Origin of the sequence: Castellaniella hirudinis (genome assembly GCF_047468865.1) — a bacterium.
Taxonomy (GTDB): Bacteria; Pseudomonadota; Gammaproteobacteria; order Burkholderiales; family Burkholderiaceae_B; genus Castellaniella; species Castellaniella hirudinis_A.
On sequence record NZ_JBLGTV010000005.1, the window covers coordinates 142716 to 160408 of the forward strand.

Genomic DNA, 17693 nt, shown 5'->3' on the forward strand with positions numbered 1-17693 from the left:
GGCCGGTCAAGGTTTGCAGGGGTCACAGACATAGGTCGGGGCCCTCCTTTTCATGCGTCGGTGCCTGCAGCTGCAGAGGGTGATCGAAGCGCACACCGATGACATCGGCAATCCGCTGGATGTCTGCCGGTTCTGGCCGATGGCCATTCACTTCGTGGATGTGCAGGCTGTAATACTTGTGTACACCTTGCCCGAAATACTCCTGATCCTCGCGCGGGGTGCTGGATGAAAACCAGAGATACGGCGTGTGGCGGGGATCGGAGGCAGAAGGCAGGTCCAGGCCGTAGTCCTGGCCGATGCGCTTCAGCTCGTCGGTATCGACTGTTTCACGTTCGATTTCGGCTGTGCCTTCGCTGAATTGGCCTGCTTCCCGGTCTTCAAGTGTCCAGCGTTCGCCATAGATCGAAATCAGGAAGCGTTCTTCAGGAGGATCGGGTTCCGGTTCGGGGTCAGCCAGGCCCAGGCGGTCGTAAAAGGCGGGGTCGTGGTGGTGATCCTGTCGGGCTTGCCCCAGATCCTGGCGGCGCGATTCGTCCGCGCGTAGCTGATCCTGAGCATGGGGTTCATGCTTCATGGTGTAGTTCCTTGTGAGGGTGGCCAGCTGACTTAGCAGGCGGAACAGGTGATTACAGATGCGGCTGTCGGACAGCAGCCAGATACACCGGCAACCAGACGGCGGGATCTGGGCCCGCCTGGGTTACCGCCTGTTCGGCAATCTCGGCCATGTCGGGGCTGCCGGAGAACACCAGCAGCTCGTCTTCGCAGCCGGACAGATCCAGCTGGGCGACCGTCACGCTGACGCCCTGTTTGACCAGGAATTTGCGGCTGGCTTCACCCAGGCTTTGCAGCAGGGCGAATTCCGCAGGCGTCAGGCCAAAGCCTTCGATGTAATCGCGGGCGCGAGCCTTGGGGTTGGGCAAGAGGATGAGCGTCGCGGTCTGCTGCACGAGCGACGGCCCCACGGGGTTCTCAGTGATGGCTCCCGGTTCCTGGGTGGCAAAGGCCAGCACTCCATTCTTTTTCCGAATGGTGCGGCTCGCGTCCTGCATGGATTCCTGAAAATGTGCATCCTTCAGGGGATGTTGGCACTCGTCGTACAGATTGATGATGCGCCGCCCGTCGTGCAGGGCGTCGATCCGATGCTTCAGATACAGGGTGGCGGCCCCGCGCACGTCATCATCGTCCAGCAGTTCGGTCAGGTCGAACCCGAAGATCGCAGGCTTGCCGCTCGTGGTCTCCAGGTCCAGGTGATCGCCAGGATTGTCGAACACCCAGCCGTATTCGCCGCCCTGACACCAGGGGGCAAGCCGCGCGTGGATGGTGCTGTGCGACTCGTCCTCGCTGTAGGGATTGGGCAGCAGCGTGTTCAGGGTGGACAGGGTCCTGGCAGATCGGTCGATGAGCGTCACCAGCTGCTGCATGGCCTGGGTGATGTCGGCCCGCTGACGGGTGCTGACTGCTTCGCCCCGACGTTCGGCCAGGAACACCACCAGGCGTACCATGAAGGCGACGTTGCCCTTGGTGGGCTCCATCTGAAATGGGTTCCAGCCGGTCGCTTCACCCAGACGGATGTTGAAGTAGCGCCCGCCCAGCGCCATGATGAGCACCTGCATGCCCTGGTCCTTGTCCCAGACCACGCAGGTCGCGCCAAACTTCTGGGCTTGCGTGAGCAACATGCCCTGCAGCACGGTCTTGCCGGTGCCGGTCATGCCGATGATCATGGTGTTGCCGGGGCGCCGCTTGCCCGTCTCATCCAGGTCTTCGGTAGAGGCATGAAAGTTGAAGAAAAAGGGCGATCCAGTCTGAGTCTTCAGCATGGTGACCGCCGGCCCCCAGGGGTTGCCTGCAGGCTTGCCGGTCAGCTGATTGTGCAGGCTGGAAAAGCATAGGAAGTTGAGCGACGTGACCGGTACCGGCCGGGGCCGCCAGTGCCAGTTGCCCGGCAGTTGCGCCCAGAAGCCTGCTTCCAGAGCCCGATCCAGTGGCCGAAAGCCCACCGCGTCTTCGGCGAGCGTTGTGGCCGTCTGGGCGAGCGCCTGGCGCACGCCTTCGGCCGTGTTGCCGTAGATGAGGATCGTGGCGTGATGGTCGCCCAGCCCCAGACGGGCTGAGGTCAGGTCGTCCATCACGTCCGCGAGCTGGGCCACTTGGCTGGCCGAATCGTCACCCGAATCGACCAGCAGCTTGTGGTGTTTTTTCACGAGTTTCTTGGCGGCGGCTCCCGTGTGGCTACCCCAGGACTGGGTCAGCACGAATTCATGAGGCAGGCCCAGGAGCCGGTCCAGGTGGCCAGGCTTGGTAGCTTCCGGATAGTCGCGTAATTCCATCATGCCAAAGATCCGGGATCCGACCACGGTGCGCAGTTCGCCAAGTTCCCCGTGCCGCCCGAAGATGGGCCGTGCATGGGGCAGGGTCTCGCGCAGGCGCTCCCGGCTGATCGCCACGGGCCGGTGGGTACCTGAGAGCAGGAAGCCCAGGAATTCGGCGGTTTCGCTGAAGGCCAGGCCGCTGCGGTCTACGATGCCGAGGATCTGTGGATCGTAGCGATACAGGCCGGCCGTGAGCGCCCGCAGGGTGCTGGTCAAGCGTTCGATGGACTCGGCTTGCCAGTGCGCCAGCCGCTGCCCGTTGGCCTTCTCCAGACTGGCAAAGGTGCCCAGCACCGGGTCTTCGACCGGATGAATCAGCACGGTCAGATACAGGTCGTTCACCATGAGGCCCGAGGCGTCGAACGTGGCCCGATAGGCCGCGTCGAACTGCGCGGCAAAGGGCTGCGCAAAGGTGCTGTCCGGGTATTCGGTCACGCGCCTGCGGATGATGTGTGAATAGAGGCCCAGCGAGCCCATGGGCAGGCCGCGCAGCACATTGTGCAGGGCTTCGATCCATTCTTTCAGTTCCGCCTGGGCATAGGCGTCCGGGGCCCGCCCAGCCACTTTGATGACCGCCAGGTATTCATGGTTGTCGCAGGCGATGATGTGGTCTGTGACATGGTGGGAATAGGGCAGGTAGCGGGAAACCAGCCGTTCATCGACGGCGAGAGCTGCGGCTGCTGTCATGGGTGATTCCTTCGGTGAATAAGGCTGTGCCAGGGGCGATGCCGGTGGTAGCCCTGGGTCGCGTAGCTGGATCCGCACCAAAAGCGCTGGTTACGGTTCATGCGGCGGGTCTTGAGCTCCAGCCACAGGACATCGAGCGCCTTGTCGTCGTCACGGGTGGCAATCGCCAGCGCTGGCATCACCACAAAGAGCAGCCCCCACCAGGCAAGGCCCGCCGTCATGGCGATGACTGCCACGCAGACAAAGGCCCCGAGCATGAGCGTCGTGGGAATGCCCATGAAGGTCGCCTTGCGCCCCAGGCCTTTGAAGACGGGATAGGTGTTGGGGTTCTGGTGGGTGGCGTGTGTCTGGCCGGTGGAGTCCTGGTGTCCTGGCCGTGTGTCGCTGGTGTGTGTGGCCATGGCTTACTTCCAGAGCAGCACGACCAGTTCAGCAGCGGAACCCGCCAGCAGCACGCCAATGCCCCAGCGGATGGCGTCGTCCTTCCTCATGACTTCAGCGGAATACAGCACGAAGATGATGACGCCAATGATGACGGCGGCAATCGGCAGGATCACATCCAGATTGTCCTTCAAGGTCTGCAGCGTCGTCTGGGCGCGTGAAAGGCCACCCATGGATTGGGCAAACGCCCCCTGATGAACCCCGACCAGTATCCAGAGTGTCGCCAGGGTGCGGGCGAATCGTCCTTGAAGGGTCTTGTTCTTGATGTGGTTCAGTATTTGCATGGTGTGGCTCCTGCCCCAGGGCACGGTGGTGCGCTGGGGTGATGAGAAAAGGAATGGGAAGTGACCGGGTCAGGTCTAGCGCAGGTTTGATGGCCTGATCAGCGTTCTGGGTCAGGGGGCTGAATCAGCGGTGTGAATCAGCGGGTAGGCTGCGTGAAGCCGTCGGCTGTGGGATGGGCTGTGAAACCGTCAGGAGTGCCCTGCTGGCTGGCGTCAGGGGATCCGTCCTGCTGATTGGGTGAACGATCCGGAATTTCCGGATTGTTGCCAGTCCCGGTGATGGCTGGGCGTGGTGTGGTGGTGCCCGGTTCCAGAGAGGCTGTGGGATCCACAGATGAGCTGCCAGGACGAGCGATGGGTTTCAACGCCGGTACCTGGATCCCGGCCTGGGCCAGGACCTTGCCCACATAGCCATTGACAAAGCCCTTGGTGAAATTCCCGGTGTTGTAGCAGGACAGGGCCGCCCGTAGAGCTTGTTGCTGATCGCGGTGGGTGTCGAGCGCTCGCGCATAACAGGCCGACAGAATGGCCTGCGCAGCCGCCAGATTCTGGCAGGGATCGAAGACTGTGGTGCTATCGAGCCCCAGCCAAGCCCAGTTGCGCACATTGATCTGGCCAAGGCCCGCATCGAAGTCGATGCCCTCAGCGATCAGATCTTCGGCTGCCTGGCTGGCTGCTTTCAGATCATGCGGTTGCTGGGGCAAGGCCTTGCCCTTGCGGTTCACGCCAATGGCGTACTGTCGCGCACCGGACTCATGCTGGATCAGGGCTTTCAGGGTGACCGAGTGGATATTGGGTGCGCAGGTCAGGGCCAGGGCGGCCAGTTCGGCAAGCATGGATGGCCGCCTTCAAAGGTTGTCACGCTGCCTGGGGTCAGACATCGAGAAGTTCCAGCCCTTGGCCCATTGGCCGCCATGCTCTGCATCCCAGCGAGCCTGGGCGGCCTCGTAGTCTTCGGCCTTGATCCAGCGGCCGCCCATCGTGGGTCTGCCCACATAGCGCACGGACAGTTCATAGGTCCAGTCGTGATCGTTGTAGGCCACGCACCAGGTCGGCAGCTGGGTGAGTGTCACCGTCTCCAGCGTCTGAACTTCATAGACGGGCTCCCGATTGCCGGTCGCCGCATCGTAGCGATAGCCACGCTTGCGCCATTTGTAGGCGGTGTCGGCATAGCTGCGGTTTAGGTAATCGGCATCGCATTTGCCCGCGCCGTGCGAGATAGCCTCCACCCGTTCGGGCATGCCGGGATCGGCTGCTGCAGGGCACTGGCTCAGAAAGGACCGGCGGGCAGCAACGGTGGCGTCCCAGTCCAGACCATGGCGGTTGAATCGCTTGATGCTGAAATAGTGCTCCAGCGATGGACTGCATTCGCCAGGCCGCAGGCTGGAGGACAGGCACAGCGTGGCTTCGCAGGCCAGGCGCGGAATGCCGGTCAGCAGATCGGTGGTGTCGGCAGCCTGGGCGATAGGGGCCAGAGCGCAGGCGAACGCCAGCGCCCCAGCCCGCAGGGCGGGAAGGGTTTGCATGGGGGATGTCTCCAGGGGAAGGGAGAAGAGATCAGACCGCGCAGGTGGGTCAGGAAAGAAAGAGAGCGTCAGGACAGGTAAATTGCGACCCTATCGCTGGTCCAGGTTGCGACGCCGGTACCAAAGAAATCGGCATCTTCGGTCCATATTGGGCAGTCCAGGGCCATAGCACATGCCAGGATAGGCCAATCGTTGGCATCCCGCGTGGCGATGCGGTCAAGTGCTCGGTCTCTGTAAGGTGCGTAGATTTCTGCTGTCAGCGGGCGGACGACTGCTTCCAGCCTGTCCAGCACCTCCATCAGCGGGCCCTCTGGGATGCCGCGCCTTTGGAGTAGTGCAGGCAGGTAGGTTCTTGCATCCGCGTATGCCACATCGGGCGCGAAGAACCGGGCGGCCATCGCGTGGTCCAGAATCAATTGGCGCGCCCGTGTGCCCAGGATGGTGCGAATCAGGATGTTGGCATCCAGAACAATCGTCCTTGCCTGCATCACCGAGAGCCTTTTCGGCGCGCCTTTTTGTAGTCGGCGATGATGTCGTCGGCGGCAACTTTGTGCTGGGCCAGCATGGTGTCCAGGGCCTCGCTGGCTTGCCTGAGTGCTTCAACCTCGGCAGCATCCTGGCTGCGTGTCGGGATGAAGTAGCCAACCGTTTGCCCGTGGCGGGTGACGACGATAGGGTTGCCTGATGAAATGAGTTCAGCCAGGTCCGTCCGGAACTCCCGAATGCCTACTTTGGTCGCTTCCATGATGGAGTCCTCCTGCATTATTTGTGAATCTGTGCGTACACATTCTATCGGTTCGGACTCATTTTGCATAGCGTGAGGGGGTGGAGTGGGAGCGGATGACAGAGCTGCCGGTGTCGGCCCTGTCAGAATGAGCCGATCAGGCGTTTCTCGGCGATTGCAATCTGCTCTGGCTTGGCCATGGCTCGCACCAGATGGACGGTCTCGACTGCCGCCATCCGCGTATCCCGCAGCTGCCCTAGGTCGGCCACAATCTGGCGCAGCAACGTTAGTTCTTCCTGCAGGGTGTCGTCAGCCATCAGTCGGCGACGGACATAGTTGGATAGCGACAATCCGGACAGGGCCGCTGCGTCGCCCAGACGAGCAGCATGGGACGAAGTCACCCGGATGCGGATGACCTCGGAGAGAGGTTCGTTCATGAAGGTTCCTTGCGGGATCGGCCGTCCGGCGGCCAGAAGGCTTCGTGATGATGGCGCAGCGTCAGCAGTAGGATTTCGGAAAGAATGGCACGATTACGCCACGCAATTCCTGGAAAGCCGCATGAATACAGTGAAGAGCGGGGGTTCAATTCCCCCGGCTCCACCAGATCACACCACGCCGCACTATGTGTCACTGTGGAGTTAAGCATAAGTTGGCACTATTGCCACCTTATGCTTTATTTCACGAAGTGCCACATTATGCTTTATCGCAAAAGTGTGGTAGGAAACCAGAGATTGGGTTCATAAAAAAGGGGGGTGCTTCCCGAAAGAAGCACCCCCCTTTTTTATGGTGTTGGTGCGGGCGGTTTTCAGGCGGTTGATTGACATATCCACCTATGCCGGCGGATGTGACTTCAGCCAGTCCTTCAGGGCAGCGTTCATGCGCGTTTGCCAGCCCTTGCCCGTGGATTTGAAGGCTTCGATGACCTCGTCGTCGAAGCGGATGGTCGTGGCGGTCTTGTGGCTGCCCGCCGGACGGCCACGTCGGATGAGCTTTTCGCCGACATATTCGTCTGCCTGTTCGAAGAACTCGTCGGTCAGTTCAGGAGCGTCGTCCGGGTCAGTCCAAGCGGTGGGCGTACCGCGTTTGCTCGCGTTCATTTGCTTTCCTCATGCTGATGATGCGGCGGGCCCCGTCGCGAGGCGTCCAAACCGTGACGACCATCCGGTCGTCAAGCTTGCCGACCGAGATGTAGCGCGGCTCGCTGTAGTCCTCGCGGGTGTCTTCCAGGGTGAAGTGACGGCCCGCGAACACCTCGTCGGCTCTAGCGAAATCCAGCCCGCGTTCGGTCAGCGTCTTATCGCGTTTCTCGGGGTCGAACTCGATTTCCATAAGGATAATTGTACTAACAAAAAATTCCATGAGCAAGGAATTTTTGTTAGTACATTGCTCCGATTTCAGCCGCCATGAGGTTCTTGAACGAAGACGAACTTTGATGGCGCGTAAGCCGGGCATTCAGGGTACTCAAAAGTTTGAGCGTTCTCGCGGTCGCGAGGTCGGCTACCTTGATCGCTGCAGAGCGGTCGCCCATGCCAAGTTTCATCAACGGTGCCGTGGCGTATGGCGACCGCGATGCCCTCCCGATAGCGGGCGGGCATGGACGCAAAGCCTCACTGCTTGATGGCCTCGATCTGGATGACCAGGCGGACGGTGTCCGGGATGCCCGGGAGGCCGAACCCCATGCCCCATTGGCTGCGCTGGATGGTGGCTTCAAAATCGCCGCCGCAGACGTCGCGCTGGATGCGCTTGTTCTGGTAGCAGTTGAAATGGCTGGCTTGGAGGGTGACGGGGTTTTGCACGCCCAACAGCGTCAGGGTGCCGGTCACGCTGCTGACCCGGCCGTTCTCGAAAACAAAACCGTTGCCTTGGAAGCGGGCTTCGGGGAAGGCCGTGACATCGAAGAAGTCCTTGCCGCGCAGGTGCTCGTCAAATCCCTTGGAGCCGCTGTTGATCGAGGCGGTATCGATCTGGATGGCCGCCTGTCCGGTCTTGGCGTCCGGGTTCAGCTGGATGGTTCCGGTCAGGGTATCGAACCGTCCGCGGGTGGTCGAAGTGCCGCTGTGCACGACCTCAAAGGTCACGAAGCTGTGATCCGGTTCGACATCGTAGGTGGCGTTTTGCGCCAGGGCCGGGCCGGCAAGGGCCAGGGCGGGGATGCCCAGCAGGGCGGTGATCAGTCGTTTCGACATGGCGATCCTCATCGTCAAGTGCGCCGCTGGCCGGCGGATGAAAGACAAGCCAGCATGCAACGAGTCTACGGGGTCTGGGCCGGCCTGGGCCGCGCGGCGGCCGCCGGTGTCTGATGTGCATCAAAGACCGCCCGGATAATGGCGTTGCTTAGAATGAAATCGCCATCAGGGGGTCGTCCGCCGGAAACCGGGGCGTGCCGTTGTCCAGTGGCTGGGGGATGCTGCCGTCGGCCAGGTGCATGTGGACGTCCAGGTGCCGTTCGGAGGGTTCGGCGAGGCGGCGGTAGAGTTCGCGGCATACCATGCGGGCGGTCTGCCCCGGCCAGTCGGCGGGCAGCAGAACTTCGGGCAGTTCGGGGTCGCGCAGCAGCAGGCGGCGGTAGTCGTGGATCAGCAGGATGCGCAGCAGAAAGGATTCTTCGGGCTCCAGGCGCGTGTGGCGATCGCGCCGCAGCTCGGCCAGGATCGGCAGGTAGTCCGATACGAAGCCGGCATAGGATTCGGCCAGGCGCTCCAGGTTCCAGGCGCGGGAGACCAGGTCGGCGTCCGATGCCGTCAGGGCGATGCGGGCATCCGCCGCCAGCAGCGGCAGCAGGTGGCCCAGGAACTCGCCCAGGCCATCGGCCATCAGGGTGTCATAGGTGGCGTCCAACTGGGTGGAGGGGTGCACGAAGCAGTCGTTGCCCAAAGACCCGAACCCCTGCCATTGCAGGGCCTGGTGCAGACGCTCGCGCTGGCGGGCATCCAGCTCGCCCACCACCAGAATCAGGCGCCAGCGGCGATCCCAGATGGGGGCGTGCGACGAGTAGATGTGCCGCGAGGCTTCTTCGAAGCGCAGGCGGCCGGAGTCCGTCAGCACATAATCGGCCCGGCGGCCATGGCTGTCGGCGCGCAGCCATTGTTCTTTGCTGAGGCGGTAGACCGAGGTGCGGATCAGCCTTTCGTTCAGCCCCAGGGGCTGCAGCAGCTGGATCAGGCTGCCCAGCCAGATGCGCCCCCCGCGGGGCAGCACCGCATCACCGAAAAACGACATGATCAGCGAACCCGCACGGACGCGCTGTTGTTGACGGAAGGTATCGATGCGGTGCTGGATGGAGGCTATCAACGGACTGGAAAGGGCTGGGATGCCCCTTGGATTTAAGGTTAGCGGCCTTGTATGGCCGTATTCTGGATGGGGAAGAAGCCTTCCTTGTGGATGAGTTCTTCCTGGGCACCCAGGGCTTTGACCGCGGCCAGGCAATCGTCGACGAATTCCGGGCTGCCGGCGATGAAAATGCTGTGGCTGGAGAGATCGGGATACAGCCCGCCCAGCAAGGTATTGATGCGGCCGTGCAGGAAGCCTTCTTTTTCTTCGCGGGTCAGCGTGATTTTATAGTCAAAATTGCGGTGTTTGGTGCGCCACCAGGCCATCAGGCCCTGGCCATAGATGTCTGCCTCGGTGCGGGCCGAGAAAATCAGATCCACCCGCTTGCGGTATCCGCGCGCCAGCGCGGCTTCGGCGAGGTCCATGATCGGGGCCAGGCCGGTGCCCGCGGCCAGGCACAAAACCGGGGTGTCGGCGGATGGATCGCCGATGAACGTGCCATAGGCGCCATTGAGCTTGACGCTGTCGCCCACTTTCAGGGTGTCGTGCACCCAGGCGCTGGTGGTGCCGCCTTCGGCCCGCGCCACCTGCAGGGTGATTTCGCCATCGGGGCGCGGGGCATTGGCGATGGAATAGGCCCGGCGGGGCACGCCGTTGCGGTCGTCGCCCAGCGTGACGTACTGGCCCGGCCAGTAGCGGATGGCCTTGCCCACGGGCCGCAGGCGGATTTCCAGCGTGCGCGAGGCCACTTCGCGGCGGTCGACCAGCACATACATGGCGTTTTCCCGGGGGGGGAACAGTTTGGGACGGGCGTCGGCCGTACCCCATTCGATCACCATTTCCTCGGAAATCTGTTTGCACATGCACATCAGGCCATAGCCCTGGCGGCGTTCTTCGGCGGTCAGGGCCATGTCCATGACCATGCCCTGGTCGTATTGGCCCTCCAGAACCTTGACCTTGCACTCGCCACAGGCGCCTGCCCGGCAATTGTTCGGCAGGGCGTAGCCTGCGCGTTCGAGGGCCATGAGGGCGGTGTCGCTTTCTTTCCAGTCGACGACCTTGCCGGAGGGTTGGATGACGATGCGTGCCATAGTGCTTCCGTAATGATGCAAAACTTTGAAAGGCAGGCCCGGTCGAGCGTTGTGCACAGCGACCGGGCCGGGGTTTTGAATGGGGATCAGCCGGTTAGAACACCGGGATGATGTCTTCCATTGCGACGTCCGAGATTTCCTCGCCGGAGATGCCGACTTCGGGAATGGCGGGGAAGGGGATGTTGTAGTGATCCAGCACACCCTTCAGGTTGATGATGGCGTTGCGCCAGTTTTCGCGCTTGGCTTCGTAGGTGGGGATGCCGAAGCCCGCATTGCGGGCGACTTCTTCGCCGGCACGCTGGTTTTCGATGAAATCGGGCGGCAGATCCCAGAAGTCTGCGGGCGGTTCGAACAGCACGGCCGACAGGAACAGGTAGCCTGCGCGGATCTGCTTGGTGACGATGGAGCGGTTTTCTTCGGACAGGCCGGGGTAGTCGCGTTCCATCACCGCCATACAGATGGCCATGTGGCGGCCTTCGTCGCGGCCAACGTTCTTGAAGGCTTCTTTGAAGACGGGCTCGCGGGTGTTGTCGTGCATTTGCTTGAAGATGGTGGCCGCGGCGATTTCACCCATCAGGAACGAACTGAACAATACCGCCAAATCGTATTTGGGTGCGGCGCTCTTGAAGCCGTTCCAGTAGCGCGCGCCGTTGAAGTACAGCCATTTGGCGTTTTTCTGCAGGCGGCGGCCCAGGTCGGTCTTGGGTTCGTAGGTGAGTGGATCGGGATGGTCGAGCAGCTTGGTGATGGACAGGCCGCACATGATTTCATGGTTCTGCTCGTCGCTGGTGACCGAGAAGAAGCATTTGCGAACGGGGTCTTCTTCGTGATCCTCGTAGGTCTTGATGAGGGCCGCGGCAAACACCGGCGGCGCGGAGGCGTCGAAGACGGACAGCAGCGTCCACCAGTAGGCGATGGCTTCGCGTTCTTCCCAGGTGTAGCTTTCGACGTCGAAAGTATCCCAGGGGAGTTCCTCCGGTTTCCAGTATTCGCGCAACGAGGCTTCCCAGATCTCTTGCAGCTTGGTGGTCTTGCGCACCCAGGACAGGGGGTAGACGTTGGGTTGTTCGATTTCGGGCGGGAACTCCATCTTGTCCGCGAAACGTTCCTTGCTGGACATAAATAATCTCCTTGAGTGGGGTGGGGCAATGTGGTTTCAGGCTGATTCGAATCATGTACACCCGGCGAATGCCTGGCGTATCGACATCATGTTACGTAATAGGCCTGTTTGTCAATTTATTTGTATCGCTTATTACCTAGGGTTTTCCTTAATCATTAAGGAAAGCCACGGTTTCCCCCCTTGATCCTCGCGGGAATGCAAGCAAATACGCAGATATAGGCTGTGCTAATGTATTCATTAGATATTCAGATAAATAAACCAAAATTGAAAAACATCGCTTGAAAAGTGATACATTGTCCAAGACAAATCTGTTTGTTTTGGTATTTTGACGTCACAGGCCGGGGGCTTGCCCGGCACCGGAGGACTCATGTCTCACCCCTTGCTGGATCAGCACCGCGCGCTGCTGGACGGTGCGCTCGACACCATCGCCACCCGCGGCTATTGGTCCGCTTTTGCCGAATCCCCCAGCCCCAAGGCGTATGGCGAAACCGCGCCGGCGGAAGGCCGGGCCGCCTTTGAAGCCCATCTGGACAAGGCGTTCGAACTCGACCAGCCCGGCCAAGTGGGCTGGCACGACCAGGAAACCTCGCCTTATGGGCAGGCCTTGGGCATCCGCTACCCCGTGTCCGATCCCGACGCGCTGGTTCGGGCTGCGCTGGCCGCCATGCCGGCCTGGCAGGCGCTGGGGGCAGAGGGCCGCGTGGGGGTGTGCCTCGAAATCCTGCAGCGCCTGAACCGCCAAAGCTTCGAAATCGCCCATGCCGTCATGATGACCAGCGGCCAGGGGTGGATGATGGCTTTCCAGGCGGGCGGCCCGCACGCCCAGGATCGCGGGCTCGAAGCCGTGGCCTACGCCTGGCGCGAGATGTCTTTCATCCCGGCGCAGGCCACCTGGGAAAAGCCCCAGGGCAAGCACCCCGCCTTGGTCATGCAGAAACACTACGAAATCGTCGGGCGCGGGGTGGGGGTCGTCATCGGCTGCGCGACGTTCCCCACCTGGAACACCTATCCGGGCCTGTTCGCCGCCTTGGCCACGGGCAACCCGGTCATCATGAAGCCGCACGGCAACGTGGTGCTGCCCGCCGCCATCACCGTGCGCACCATCCGCGCGGTGTTGGCCGAAAACGGCCTGGATCCCAACCTCGTCAGCCTGTGCCTGACGCAGGATCGCAAGACGGCGCAGGCGCTGTATCAGCATCCCGACGTGCACTCTATCGACTACACCGGCAGCAACGTCTTTGGCCAGTGGCTGGTCGATCACTGCCGCCAGGCCCAGGTCTATGCCGAACTGGCCGGGGTCAACAGCATCGTCATCGATTCCACGGACGATTACGCCGGCATGCTGCGCAATCTGGCCTTCACGCTGTCCCTGTATTCGGGGCAGATGTGCACGACGTCCCAGGCGCTGGTCGTGCCCGCCGGGGGCATCGAGACCAACGACGGCCACAAGTCCTATGACCAGGTGTGCCAGGATCTGGCCGGGGCCATCGACAAATTCCTGTCCAAGCCGGAAACCGCCCAGGCGGTGCTGGGCGCGGTGCAGTCCGATGCCACGCTGCAGCGCATCGAACAGGCCGGCCAGGGTGGGATGGGCCGGGTGGTGTTGGCGCCCCGCGCTTTGCGCTACGAAGACTTTCCCCAGGCCCGGGTGCGCACGCCCGTCCTGGTCGCCTGCGATGCGGCGGATGCGCAACACTATGCCCAGGAACAATTCGGCCCCATCAGCTTTCTGGTGAAAGCGGCCGACACCGCCGCCGCCCTCGAACTGGTCGAATCCCTGACCCGCCAGCATGGCGCGCTCACCCTGGGCGTGTACAGTCAAAACGAAGCCGTGATCGACGCCGCCATCCAGGCGTCCTGGCGCGCCAAGGTCGCCTTGTCCATCAACCTCACCGGCGGGGTATTCGTCAACCAGTCCGCCGCGTTCTCGGATTTTCACGGCACGGGGGGCAATCCGGCGGCCAACGCTTCGTATGCCGATTCGGCGTTCGTGGCCAACCGCTTCCGCGTCGTCCAACGCCGCCGCCACGCCTGACTACTTGTATTCGACATGACTTATCAGCATATTCAGTTCACTGTTCAACAGGGCGTCGCGCGCGTCACGCTGGCGCGCCCCGACAAGCTCAACAGCTTCACCGAGGCCATGCACCTCGAACTGCGCGACGCCTTGGCCCGGGTGCAGGATGACGCCGACGCGCGGGTTCTGGTGCTGACGGGCGCGGGGCGGGGGTTTTGCGCCGGCCAGGATCTGGGCGATCGCGGCATGCAAATGGCCGCCGGCCAGGCGCCCGACCTGGGCGCCACGGTCGAGCGATTCTACAAGCCCCTGATCCTGTCCCTGCAAAACCTGCGGGTGCCCACGCTGGCGGCGGTCAATGGCATCGCGGCCGGTGCCGGGGCCTCGCTGGCCCTGGCCTGCGACCTGGTGGTGGCCGCCGAATCCGCCTATTTCCTGCAGGCTTTCAGCAAGGTCGGCCTGATTCCCGATACCGGGGGGACATGGCTGCTGCCCCAGCGCATCGGCCTGGCCCGCGCCATGGGGCTGGCCTTGCTGGCTGAAAAACTGCCGGCCCAGCGGGCGGCCGACTGGGGCCTGATCTGGTCCTGTGTGCCGGATGCCGCGTTCCCGGATGAAATCGACCGCCTGGCCGGTCTGTTGGCCCAGGCGCCCACCCGGGCGCTGGTGCGCACCCGCCAGGCCATGCAGGCCGCCGCCTCGCACACGCTGGAACAACAGCTGTCCATGGAAGCCGGCTTCATGCGCGAACTGGGCTGGCGCCACGATTACGCCGAAGGGGTGGCCGCCTTTCTCGAAAAGCGCCCGGCGCGCTTTACGGGGGAATAAGCCATGGCCACACTGGATTCTCAGCGCGCCGTGGCCGTCATCGGTGCGGGCACCATGGGCGCCGGGATTGCCCAGGTGGCGGCCATGGCGGGCCACCCGGTCATTTTGTACGACACCCGCGAAGGCGCGGCGGCCCAGGCCATTGCGGGCATCGGCAAAACCCTGCAAACCCTGGCGTCCAGGCAGAAAGTCGATTCGGCCCAGGCGGCACGGGCCGTGGCGGCGCTGAAACCGGCGCAAACCCTGGCGGATCTGGCCGATTGCGGGCTGGTGGTCGAGGCGATCGTCGAGCGCCTGGATGCCAAGGCGCAGCTGTTTGCCGCGCTGGAAGACATCGTGTCGCCCGCCTGTCTGCTGGCCACCAACACCTCGTCCATTCCCGTGACCGCCATTGGCGCCGCGCTGAAGCATCCCGGGCGCCTGGGCGGGATGCATTTCTTCAATCCCGCGCCGCGCCTGCCGCTGGTGGAGATCATTTCCGGGTTGGATACCCGCCCGGACACGGCGCAGTGCCTGTTCGACACGGCCTTCGCCTGGGGCAAATCCCCGGTGCGGGCTCGATCCACCCCCGGCTTCATCGTCAATCGGGTGGCGCGCCCTTTTTACGGCGAAGGCCTGCGCCTGCTGCAGGAACAGGCGGTCGATGCCGCCACGCTGGATTACATTGCGCGGGCTTGCGGCGGTTTTCGCATGGGGCCGTGCGAACTCACCGATCTGATCGGCCAGGACGTCAATGCGGCGGTCAGCCGCAGCGTCTGGGCCGCGTTTCATCATGCCCCTCGCTTCGAGCCGTCGCTGGTGCAGCAGGAACTGGTGGACGGGGGGCGCCTGGGGCGCAAGGCCGGGCGGGGTTTCTTTGATTATGCCGACGGGGCGCCCGCGCCGGCGCCGTCCCTGGCTGCGTCCCAGCCGCGCCCGGACGTCATCGCGCTGTTCGGCGGCAGTCCCCTGGCCCAGGCCCTGGGCAGCCGCCTGCGGGCGGCGGGCGTACCTTTCCAGGCCTGTGCCGAACGGGGCGACGGGCGTGTCGCCCAGGCGGACGAAGCCCTGCTGTACCTGACCGATGGCCGTTCGGCCACCCAGCGGGCGCACGATCTCGGCCAGCCCGCCACGCTTTTGCTGGATCTGTCCCTGGATCCCGCGACGGCGCGCTGCATGCCGCTGGCGGCCGCCCGCCAGTGCCCGCCGGCCGCCGTGGCCGCTGCCACGGGGCTGCTGCAGGCGGCGGGCCTGGACGTCGCCCCCATCCGCGACGTGCCGGGCATGGTGGTCATGCGCACGGTGGCCATGCTGGCCAACGAAGCCCTGGACACCGTCAGCCAGGGGGTCTGCAGCGCGGCGGACGTGGATCAGGCCATGCGGCTGGGGGTCAATTACCCGCTGGGGCCGCTGGCCTGGTGCGCCCGCATCGGCGCGGACACCGTCGGCACGGTCTTGACGCACCTGCACGCCGCCTATGGCGAACGCTACCTGCCCTGCGCAGCCTTGAAATCCTCTATCTATTCAGGAATCCCTCTCCATGTCGCATGAAGCCCTAGATCCTCAAACCCTGGCCGAAACCGTGGCGACGGCCATGTGGTCGCGCGACCACGCCGCCCATGCCCTGGACATGCGACTGGATTCCATCGCCCCCGGCAGTGCGCGCCTCTCCATGAGCGTGCGTCCCGATATGCTCAACGGCCATGCCATTTGCCATGGCGGCATGCTGTTCACGCTGGCGGATACGGCCTTTGCCTATGCCTGCAACAGCGATAACCACAACACCGTGGCCTCGGCGGCCTATATCGATTTCCTGGCGCCCTCGCGCCTGGGCGACCGCCTGCAGGCGCATGCCCAGGTGCGCACCCAGGGGGGGCGCACCGGGGTGTACGACATTACCGTGCACAACCTGACGTCTGGGCGCGATGTGGCGCTGTTCCGGGGGAAATCGCATCGCATCCAGGGCCTAGTCACCGAGTCCCTGACGGCCGAAGCCAGCTGATACCAGAATTTAAATGTAGTAGGAGACAATCCATGCCTGTGAAAACAGCCCAGCCGGGGGATTTGGCCCCCATCGAAACCGCCAGCCGCGACGAGATCGCCGCGCTGCAGCTGCAGCGCCTGCGGCAGACCTTGCATCACGTGTACGACAATGTGCCGCATTACCGCCAGGCGTTCGACGCCAAAGGCGTGCATCCCGACGACCTGAAGACCCTGGCGGACATCAGCAAGTTTCCCTTCACCACCAAGGAAGACCTGCGGCGCAACTACCCCATGGGGATGTTTGCCGTGCCGCGCGACCGCATCGCCCGCCTGCATGCGTCGTCGGGCACGACCGGCAAGCCCACGGTGGTGGGCTATACCCTGAAGGACATCGACACCTGGGCCGACCTGGTGGCGCGTTCCATTCGCGCAGCGGGCGGGCGGCCCGGCGATACGGTGCATGTGGCCTATGGTTATGGCCTGTTCACCGGCGGGCTGGGGGCCCATTACGGGGCCGAGCGCGCCGGCTGTACCGTGGTGCCGATGTCGGGCGGCCAGACCGAAAAGCAAGTCCAGCTGATCATGGACTTCAAGCCCGACATCATCATGGTCACGCCGTCGTATTCCCTGGTGATCGCCGAGGAATTCGACCGCCAGGGCATCGCCCCCGAAGACATCTCGCTGAAGGTCGGCATTTTCGGCGCCGAGCCCTGGGGCGAGGGCATGCGCAACGAGATCGAGCACAAGCTGGGCCTGGATGCCGTGGATATCTATGGCTTGTCCGAAGTCATGGGGCCGGGGGTGGCGTCCGAGTGCATCGAATCCAAGGATGGGCCGGTGATCTGGGAAGACCACTTCTATCCCGAGATCATCAACCCCGAGACCGGCGAACCCGTGGCCGACGGCGAGGAAGGCGAACTGGTCTTCACCACCCTGACCAAGGAAGCGCTGCCGGTGATCCGCTATCGCACCCGCGACCTGACGCGCCTGCTGCCGCCCACGGCGCGCAGCTTCCGGCGCATGGGGCACATCACGGGCCGGTCGGACGACATGCTGATCATCCGGGGCGTCAATGTCTTCCCCACCCAGATCGAAGAACAGATCATGCGTGACCCGATGCTCAGTTGCAACTACCAGATCGTCGTGTCCAAGGCCAGCCACCTGGACAATGTCGAGATCCGCTGCGAACTGCAGCACGAGGCCAACGCGGCGTCGGCCGAGGCGGTGGCGCGCTGCGCGAAGCAGCTGCAGCATTACATCAAGACCAACGTCGGCATCAGCACCCAGGTCACGGTAATGCGCTATGGCGAATTGCCGCGTTCGCAGACCGGCAAGGCGCGGCGCGTGTTCGACCAGCGTCCTCGCCAGGAATAA

20 protein-coding genes are annotated in these 17693 nt (G+C 63.3%); 5 read left to right on the plus strand and 15 right to left on the minus strand.

The features are described from left to right. Positions 1 to 22 precede the first annotated feature (22 nt). From ACMHYJ_RS08745 to ACMHYJ_RS08815, 15 genes are all read right to left on the minus strand, one after another. Positions 23 to 574 (minus strand): hypothetical protein, encoded by a 552-nt coding sequence (locus ACMHYJ_RS08745; protein ID WP_368644360.1) that lies wholly within the window; start codon positions 572 to 574, stop codon positions 23 to 25. Positions 575 to 626: 52 nt separating this feature from the next. Beyond that, positions 627 to 3056, minus strand: a complete 2430-nt coding sequence (locus ACMHYJ_RS08750; RefSeq protein ID WP_269358220.1) for a VirB4 family type IV secretion/conjugal transfer ATPase — start codon at positions 3054 to 3056, stop codon at positions 627 to 629. Then, positions 3053 to 3457: a type IV secretion system protein VirB3 gene (locus ACMHYJ_RS08755; RefSeq protein ID WP_269358222.1), complete on the minus strand. Its 405-nt coding sequence runs from the start codon at positions 3455 to 3457 to the stop codon at positions 3053 to 3055. Before ACMHYJ_RS08755 ends, ACMHYJ_RS08750 begins: the two co-directional genes overlap by 4 nt. A gap of 3 nt (positions 3458 to 3460) precedes the next feature. Beyond that, positions 3461 to 3781 (minus strand): TrbC/VirB2 family protein, encoded by a 321-nt coding sequence (locus ACMHYJ_RS08760; RefSeq protein WP_269358224.1) that lies wholly within the window; start codon positions 3779 to 3781, stop codon positions 3461 to 3463. A 137-nt stretch (positions 3782 to 3918) separates the two neighbouring features. Continuing rightward, positions 3919 to 4617: a lytic transglycosylase domain-containing protein gene (locus tag ACMHYJ_RS08765; RefSeq protein WP_269358226.1), complete on the minus strand. Its 699-nt coding sequence runs from the start codon at positions 4615 to 4617 to the stop codon at positions 3919 to 3921. Between the two features lie 12 nt (positions 4618 to 4629). Next, positions 4630 to 5307, minus strand: a complete 678-nt coding sequence (locus ACMHYJ_RS08770) for a TrbM/KikA/MpfK family conjugal transfer protein (RefSeq protein ID WP_414245799.1) — start codon at positions 5305 to 5307, stop codon at positions 4630 to 4632. Between the two features lie 68 nt (positions 5308 to 5375). Beyond that, on the minus strand, positions 5376 to 5795 hold the full coding sequence (locus ACMHYJ_RS08775) for a PIN domain-containing protein (RefSeq protein ID WP_414245800.1): 420 nt from the start codon (positions 5793 to 5795) through the stop codon (positions 5376 to 5378). After that, a complete protein-coding gene (locus tag ACMHYJ_RS08780; RefSeq protein ID WP_414245801.1) occupies positions 5795 to 6052 on the minus strand; it encodes a type II toxin-antitoxin system Phd/YefM family antitoxin in 258 nt (85 codons plus the stop codon). The genes ACMHYJ_RS08775 and ACMHYJ_RS08780 overlap by 1 nt, the downstream gene beginning before the upstream one ends. A 122-nt stretch (positions 6053 to 6174) precedes the next feature. Continuing rightward, positions 6175 to 6468: a plasmid mobilization protein gene (locus ACMHYJ_RS08785; protein WP_414245802.1), complete on the minus strand. Its 294-nt coding sequence runs from the start codon at positions 6466 to 6468 to the stop codon at positions 6175 to 6177. A 393-nt stretch (positions 6469 to 6861) separates the two neighbouring features. Next, positions 6862 to 7128 carry a BrnA antitoxin family protein gene (locus ACMHYJ_RS08790; RefSeq protein WP_414245803.1) on the minus strand — a complete coding sequence of 89 codons (267 nt, stop codon included), beginning with the start codon at positions 7126 to 7128 and terminating at the stop codon, positions 6862 to 6864. Beyond that, positions 7088 to 7360: a BrnT family toxin gene (locus ACMHYJ_RS08795; protein ID WP_414245865.1), complete on the minus strand. Its 273-nt coding sequence runs from the start codon at positions 7358 to 7360 to the stop codon at positions 7088 to 7090. The genes ACMHYJ_RS08790 and ACMHYJ_RS08795 overlap by 41 nt, the downstream gene beginning before the upstream one ends. A gap of 278 nt (positions 7361 to 7638) precedes the next feature. Next, complete coding sequence (locus tag ACMHYJ_RS08800) at positions 7639 to 8217, minus strand: YceI family protein (RefSeq protein WP_414245804.1); 579 nt, start codon at positions 8215 to 8217, stop codon at positions 7639 to 7641. Positions 8218 to 8365: 148 nt separating this feature from the next. Further along, positions 8366 to 9322, minus strand: a complete 957-nt coding sequence (gene paaX / locus ACMHYJ_RS08805; RefSeq protein WP_414245805.1) for a phenylacetic acid degradation operon negative regulatory protein PaaX — start codon at positions 9320 to 9322, stop codon at positions 8366 to 8368. Between the two features lie 38 nt (positions 9323 to 9360). Beyond that, positions 9361 to 10392 (minus strand): 2Fe-2S iron-sulfur cluster-binding protein, encoded by a 1032-nt coding sequence (locus ACMHYJ_RS08810; protein WP_414245806.1) that lies wholly within the window; start codon positions 10390 to 10392, stop codon positions 9361 to 9363. A gap of 94 nt (positions 10393 to 10486) precedes the next feature. After that, the gene (locus ACMHYJ_RS08815; protein WP_414245807.1) at positions 10487 to 11512 is read right to left on the minus strand and encodes a hypothetical protein; all 1026 of its coding nucleotides are present in this window, start codon (positions 11510 to 11512) and stop codon (positions 10487 to 10489) included. Between the two features lie 367 nt (positions 11513 to 11879). Here ACMHYJ_RS08815 and paaN point away from each other — a divergent pair, with 367 nt between their 5' ends. The 5 genes from paaN to paaK are packed head-to-tail and all read left to right on the plus strand — an operon-like array spanning position 11880 to position 17693. Next, positions 11880 to 13547 (plus strand): phenylacetic acid degradation protein PaaN, encoded by a 1668-nt coding sequence (gene paaN / locus ACMHYJ_RS08820; RefSeq protein WP_414245808.1) that lies wholly within the window; start codon positions 11880 to 11882, stop codon positions 13545 to 13547. Positions 13548 to 13562: 15 nt separating this feature from the next. Next, positions 13563 to 14357 carry a 2-(1,2-epoxy-1,2-dihydrophenyl)acetyl-CoA isomerase PaaG gene (gene paaG / locus ACMHYJ_RS08825; protein WP_414245809.1) on the plus strand — a complete coding sequence of 265 codons (795 nt, stop codon included), beginning with the start codon at positions 13563 to 13565 and terminating at the stop codon, positions 14355 to 14357. A gap of 3 nt (positions 14358 to 14360) precedes the next feature. Continuing rightward, a complete protein-coding gene (locus ACMHYJ_RS08830) occupies positions 14361 to 15887 on the plus strand; it encodes a 3-hydroxyacyl-CoA dehydrogenase (RefSeq protein ID WP_414245810.1) in 1527 nt (508 codons plus the stop codon). Next, positions 15877 to 16338, plus strand: coding sequence for a hydroxyphenylacetyl-CoA thioesterase PaaI (gene paaI, locus ACMHYJ_RS08835; RefSeq protein ID WP_414245811.1), 462 nt, complete (start codon positions 15877 to 15879; stop codon positions 16336 to 16338). Before ACMHYJ_RS08830 ends, paaI begins: the two co-directional genes overlap by 11 nt. A gap of 32 nt (positions 16339 to 16370) precedes the next feature. Further along, entirely contained in the window at positions 16371 to 17693 is a 1323-nt protein-coding gene (paaK, locus tag ACMHYJ_RS08840) for a phenylacetate--CoA ligase PaaK (protein WP_414245812.1), read from the plus strand.

Coding starts and splice junctions, on each gene's coding strand:
- ACMHYJ_RS08795 (WP_414245865.1), bottom strand. CDS start 7,360: ATGGAAATCGAGTTCGACCCCGAGAAACGCGATAAGACGCTGACCGAA.
- ACMHYJ_RS08785 (WP_414245802.1), bottom strand. CDS start 6,468: ATGAACGAACCTCTCTCCGAGGTCATCCGCATCCGGGTGACTTCGTCC.
- paaK (WP_414245812.1), top strand. CDS start 16,371: ATGCCTGTGAAAACAGCCCAGCCGGGGGATTTGGCCCCCATCGAAACC.
- ACMHYJ_RS08815 (WP_414245807.1), bottom strand. CDS start 11,512: ATGTCCAGCAAGGAACGTTTCGCGGACAAGATGGAGTTCCCGCCCGAA.
- ACMHYJ_RS08790 (WP_414245803.1), bottom strand. CDS start 7,128: ATGAACGCGAGCAAACGCGGTACGCCCACCGCTTGGACTGACCCGGAC.
- ACMHYJ_RS08750 (WP_269358220.1), bottom strand. CDS start 3,056: ATGACAGCAGCCGCAGCTCTCGCCGTCGATGAACGGCTGGTTTCCCGC.
- ACMHYJ_RS08755 (WP_269358222.1), bottom strand. CDS start 3,457: ATGGCCACACACACCAGCGACACACGGCCAGGACACCAGGACTCCACC.
- ACMHYJ_RS08780 (WP_414245801.1), bottom strand. CDS start 6,052: ATGGAAGCGACCAAAGTAGGCATTCGGGAGTTCCGGACGGACCTGGCT.
- ACMHYJ_RS08770 (WP_414245799.1), bottom strand. CDS start 5,307: ATGCAAACCCTTCCCGCCCTGCGGGCTGGGGCGCTGGCGTTCGCCTGC.
- ACMHYJ_RS08830 (WP_414245810.1), top strand. CDS start 14,361: ATGGCCACACTGGATTCTCAGCGCGCCGTGGCCGTCATCGGTGCGGGC.
- ACMHYJ_RS08760 (WP_269358224.1), bottom strand. CDS start 3,781: ATGCAAATACTGAACCACATCAAGAACAAGACCCTTCAAGGACGATTC.
- ACMHYJ_RS08800 (WP_414245804.1), bottom strand. CDS start 8,217: ATGTCGAAACGACTGATCACCGCCCTGCTGGGCATCCCCGCCCTGGCC.
- paaG (WP_414245809.1), top strand. CDS start 13,563: ATGACTTATCAGCATATTCAGTTCACTGTTCAACAGGGCGTCGCGCGC.
- paaI (WP_414245811.1), top strand. CDS start 15,877: ATGTCGCATGAAGCCCTAGATCCTCAAACCCTGGCCGAAACCGTGGCG.
- ACMHYJ_RS08765 (WP_269358226.1), bottom strand. CDS start 4,617: ATGCTTGCCGAACTGGCCGCCCTGGCCCTGACCTGCGCACCCAATATC.
- ACMHYJ_RS08745 (WP_368644360.1), bottom strand. CDS start 574: ATGAAGCATGAACCCCATGCTCAGGATCAGCTACGCGCGGACGAATCG.
- ACMHYJ_RS08810 (WP_414245806.1), bottom strand. CDS start 10,392: ATGGCACGCATCGTCATCCAACCCTCCGGCAAGGTCGTCGACTGGAAA.
- ACMHYJ_RS08775 (WP_414245800.1), bottom strand. CDS start 5,795: ATGCAGGCAAGGACGATTGTTCTGGATGCCAACATCCTGATTCGCACC.
- paaN (WP_414245808.1), top strand. CDS start 11,880: ATGTCTCACCCCTTGCTGGATCAGCACCGCGCGCTGCTGGACGGTGCG.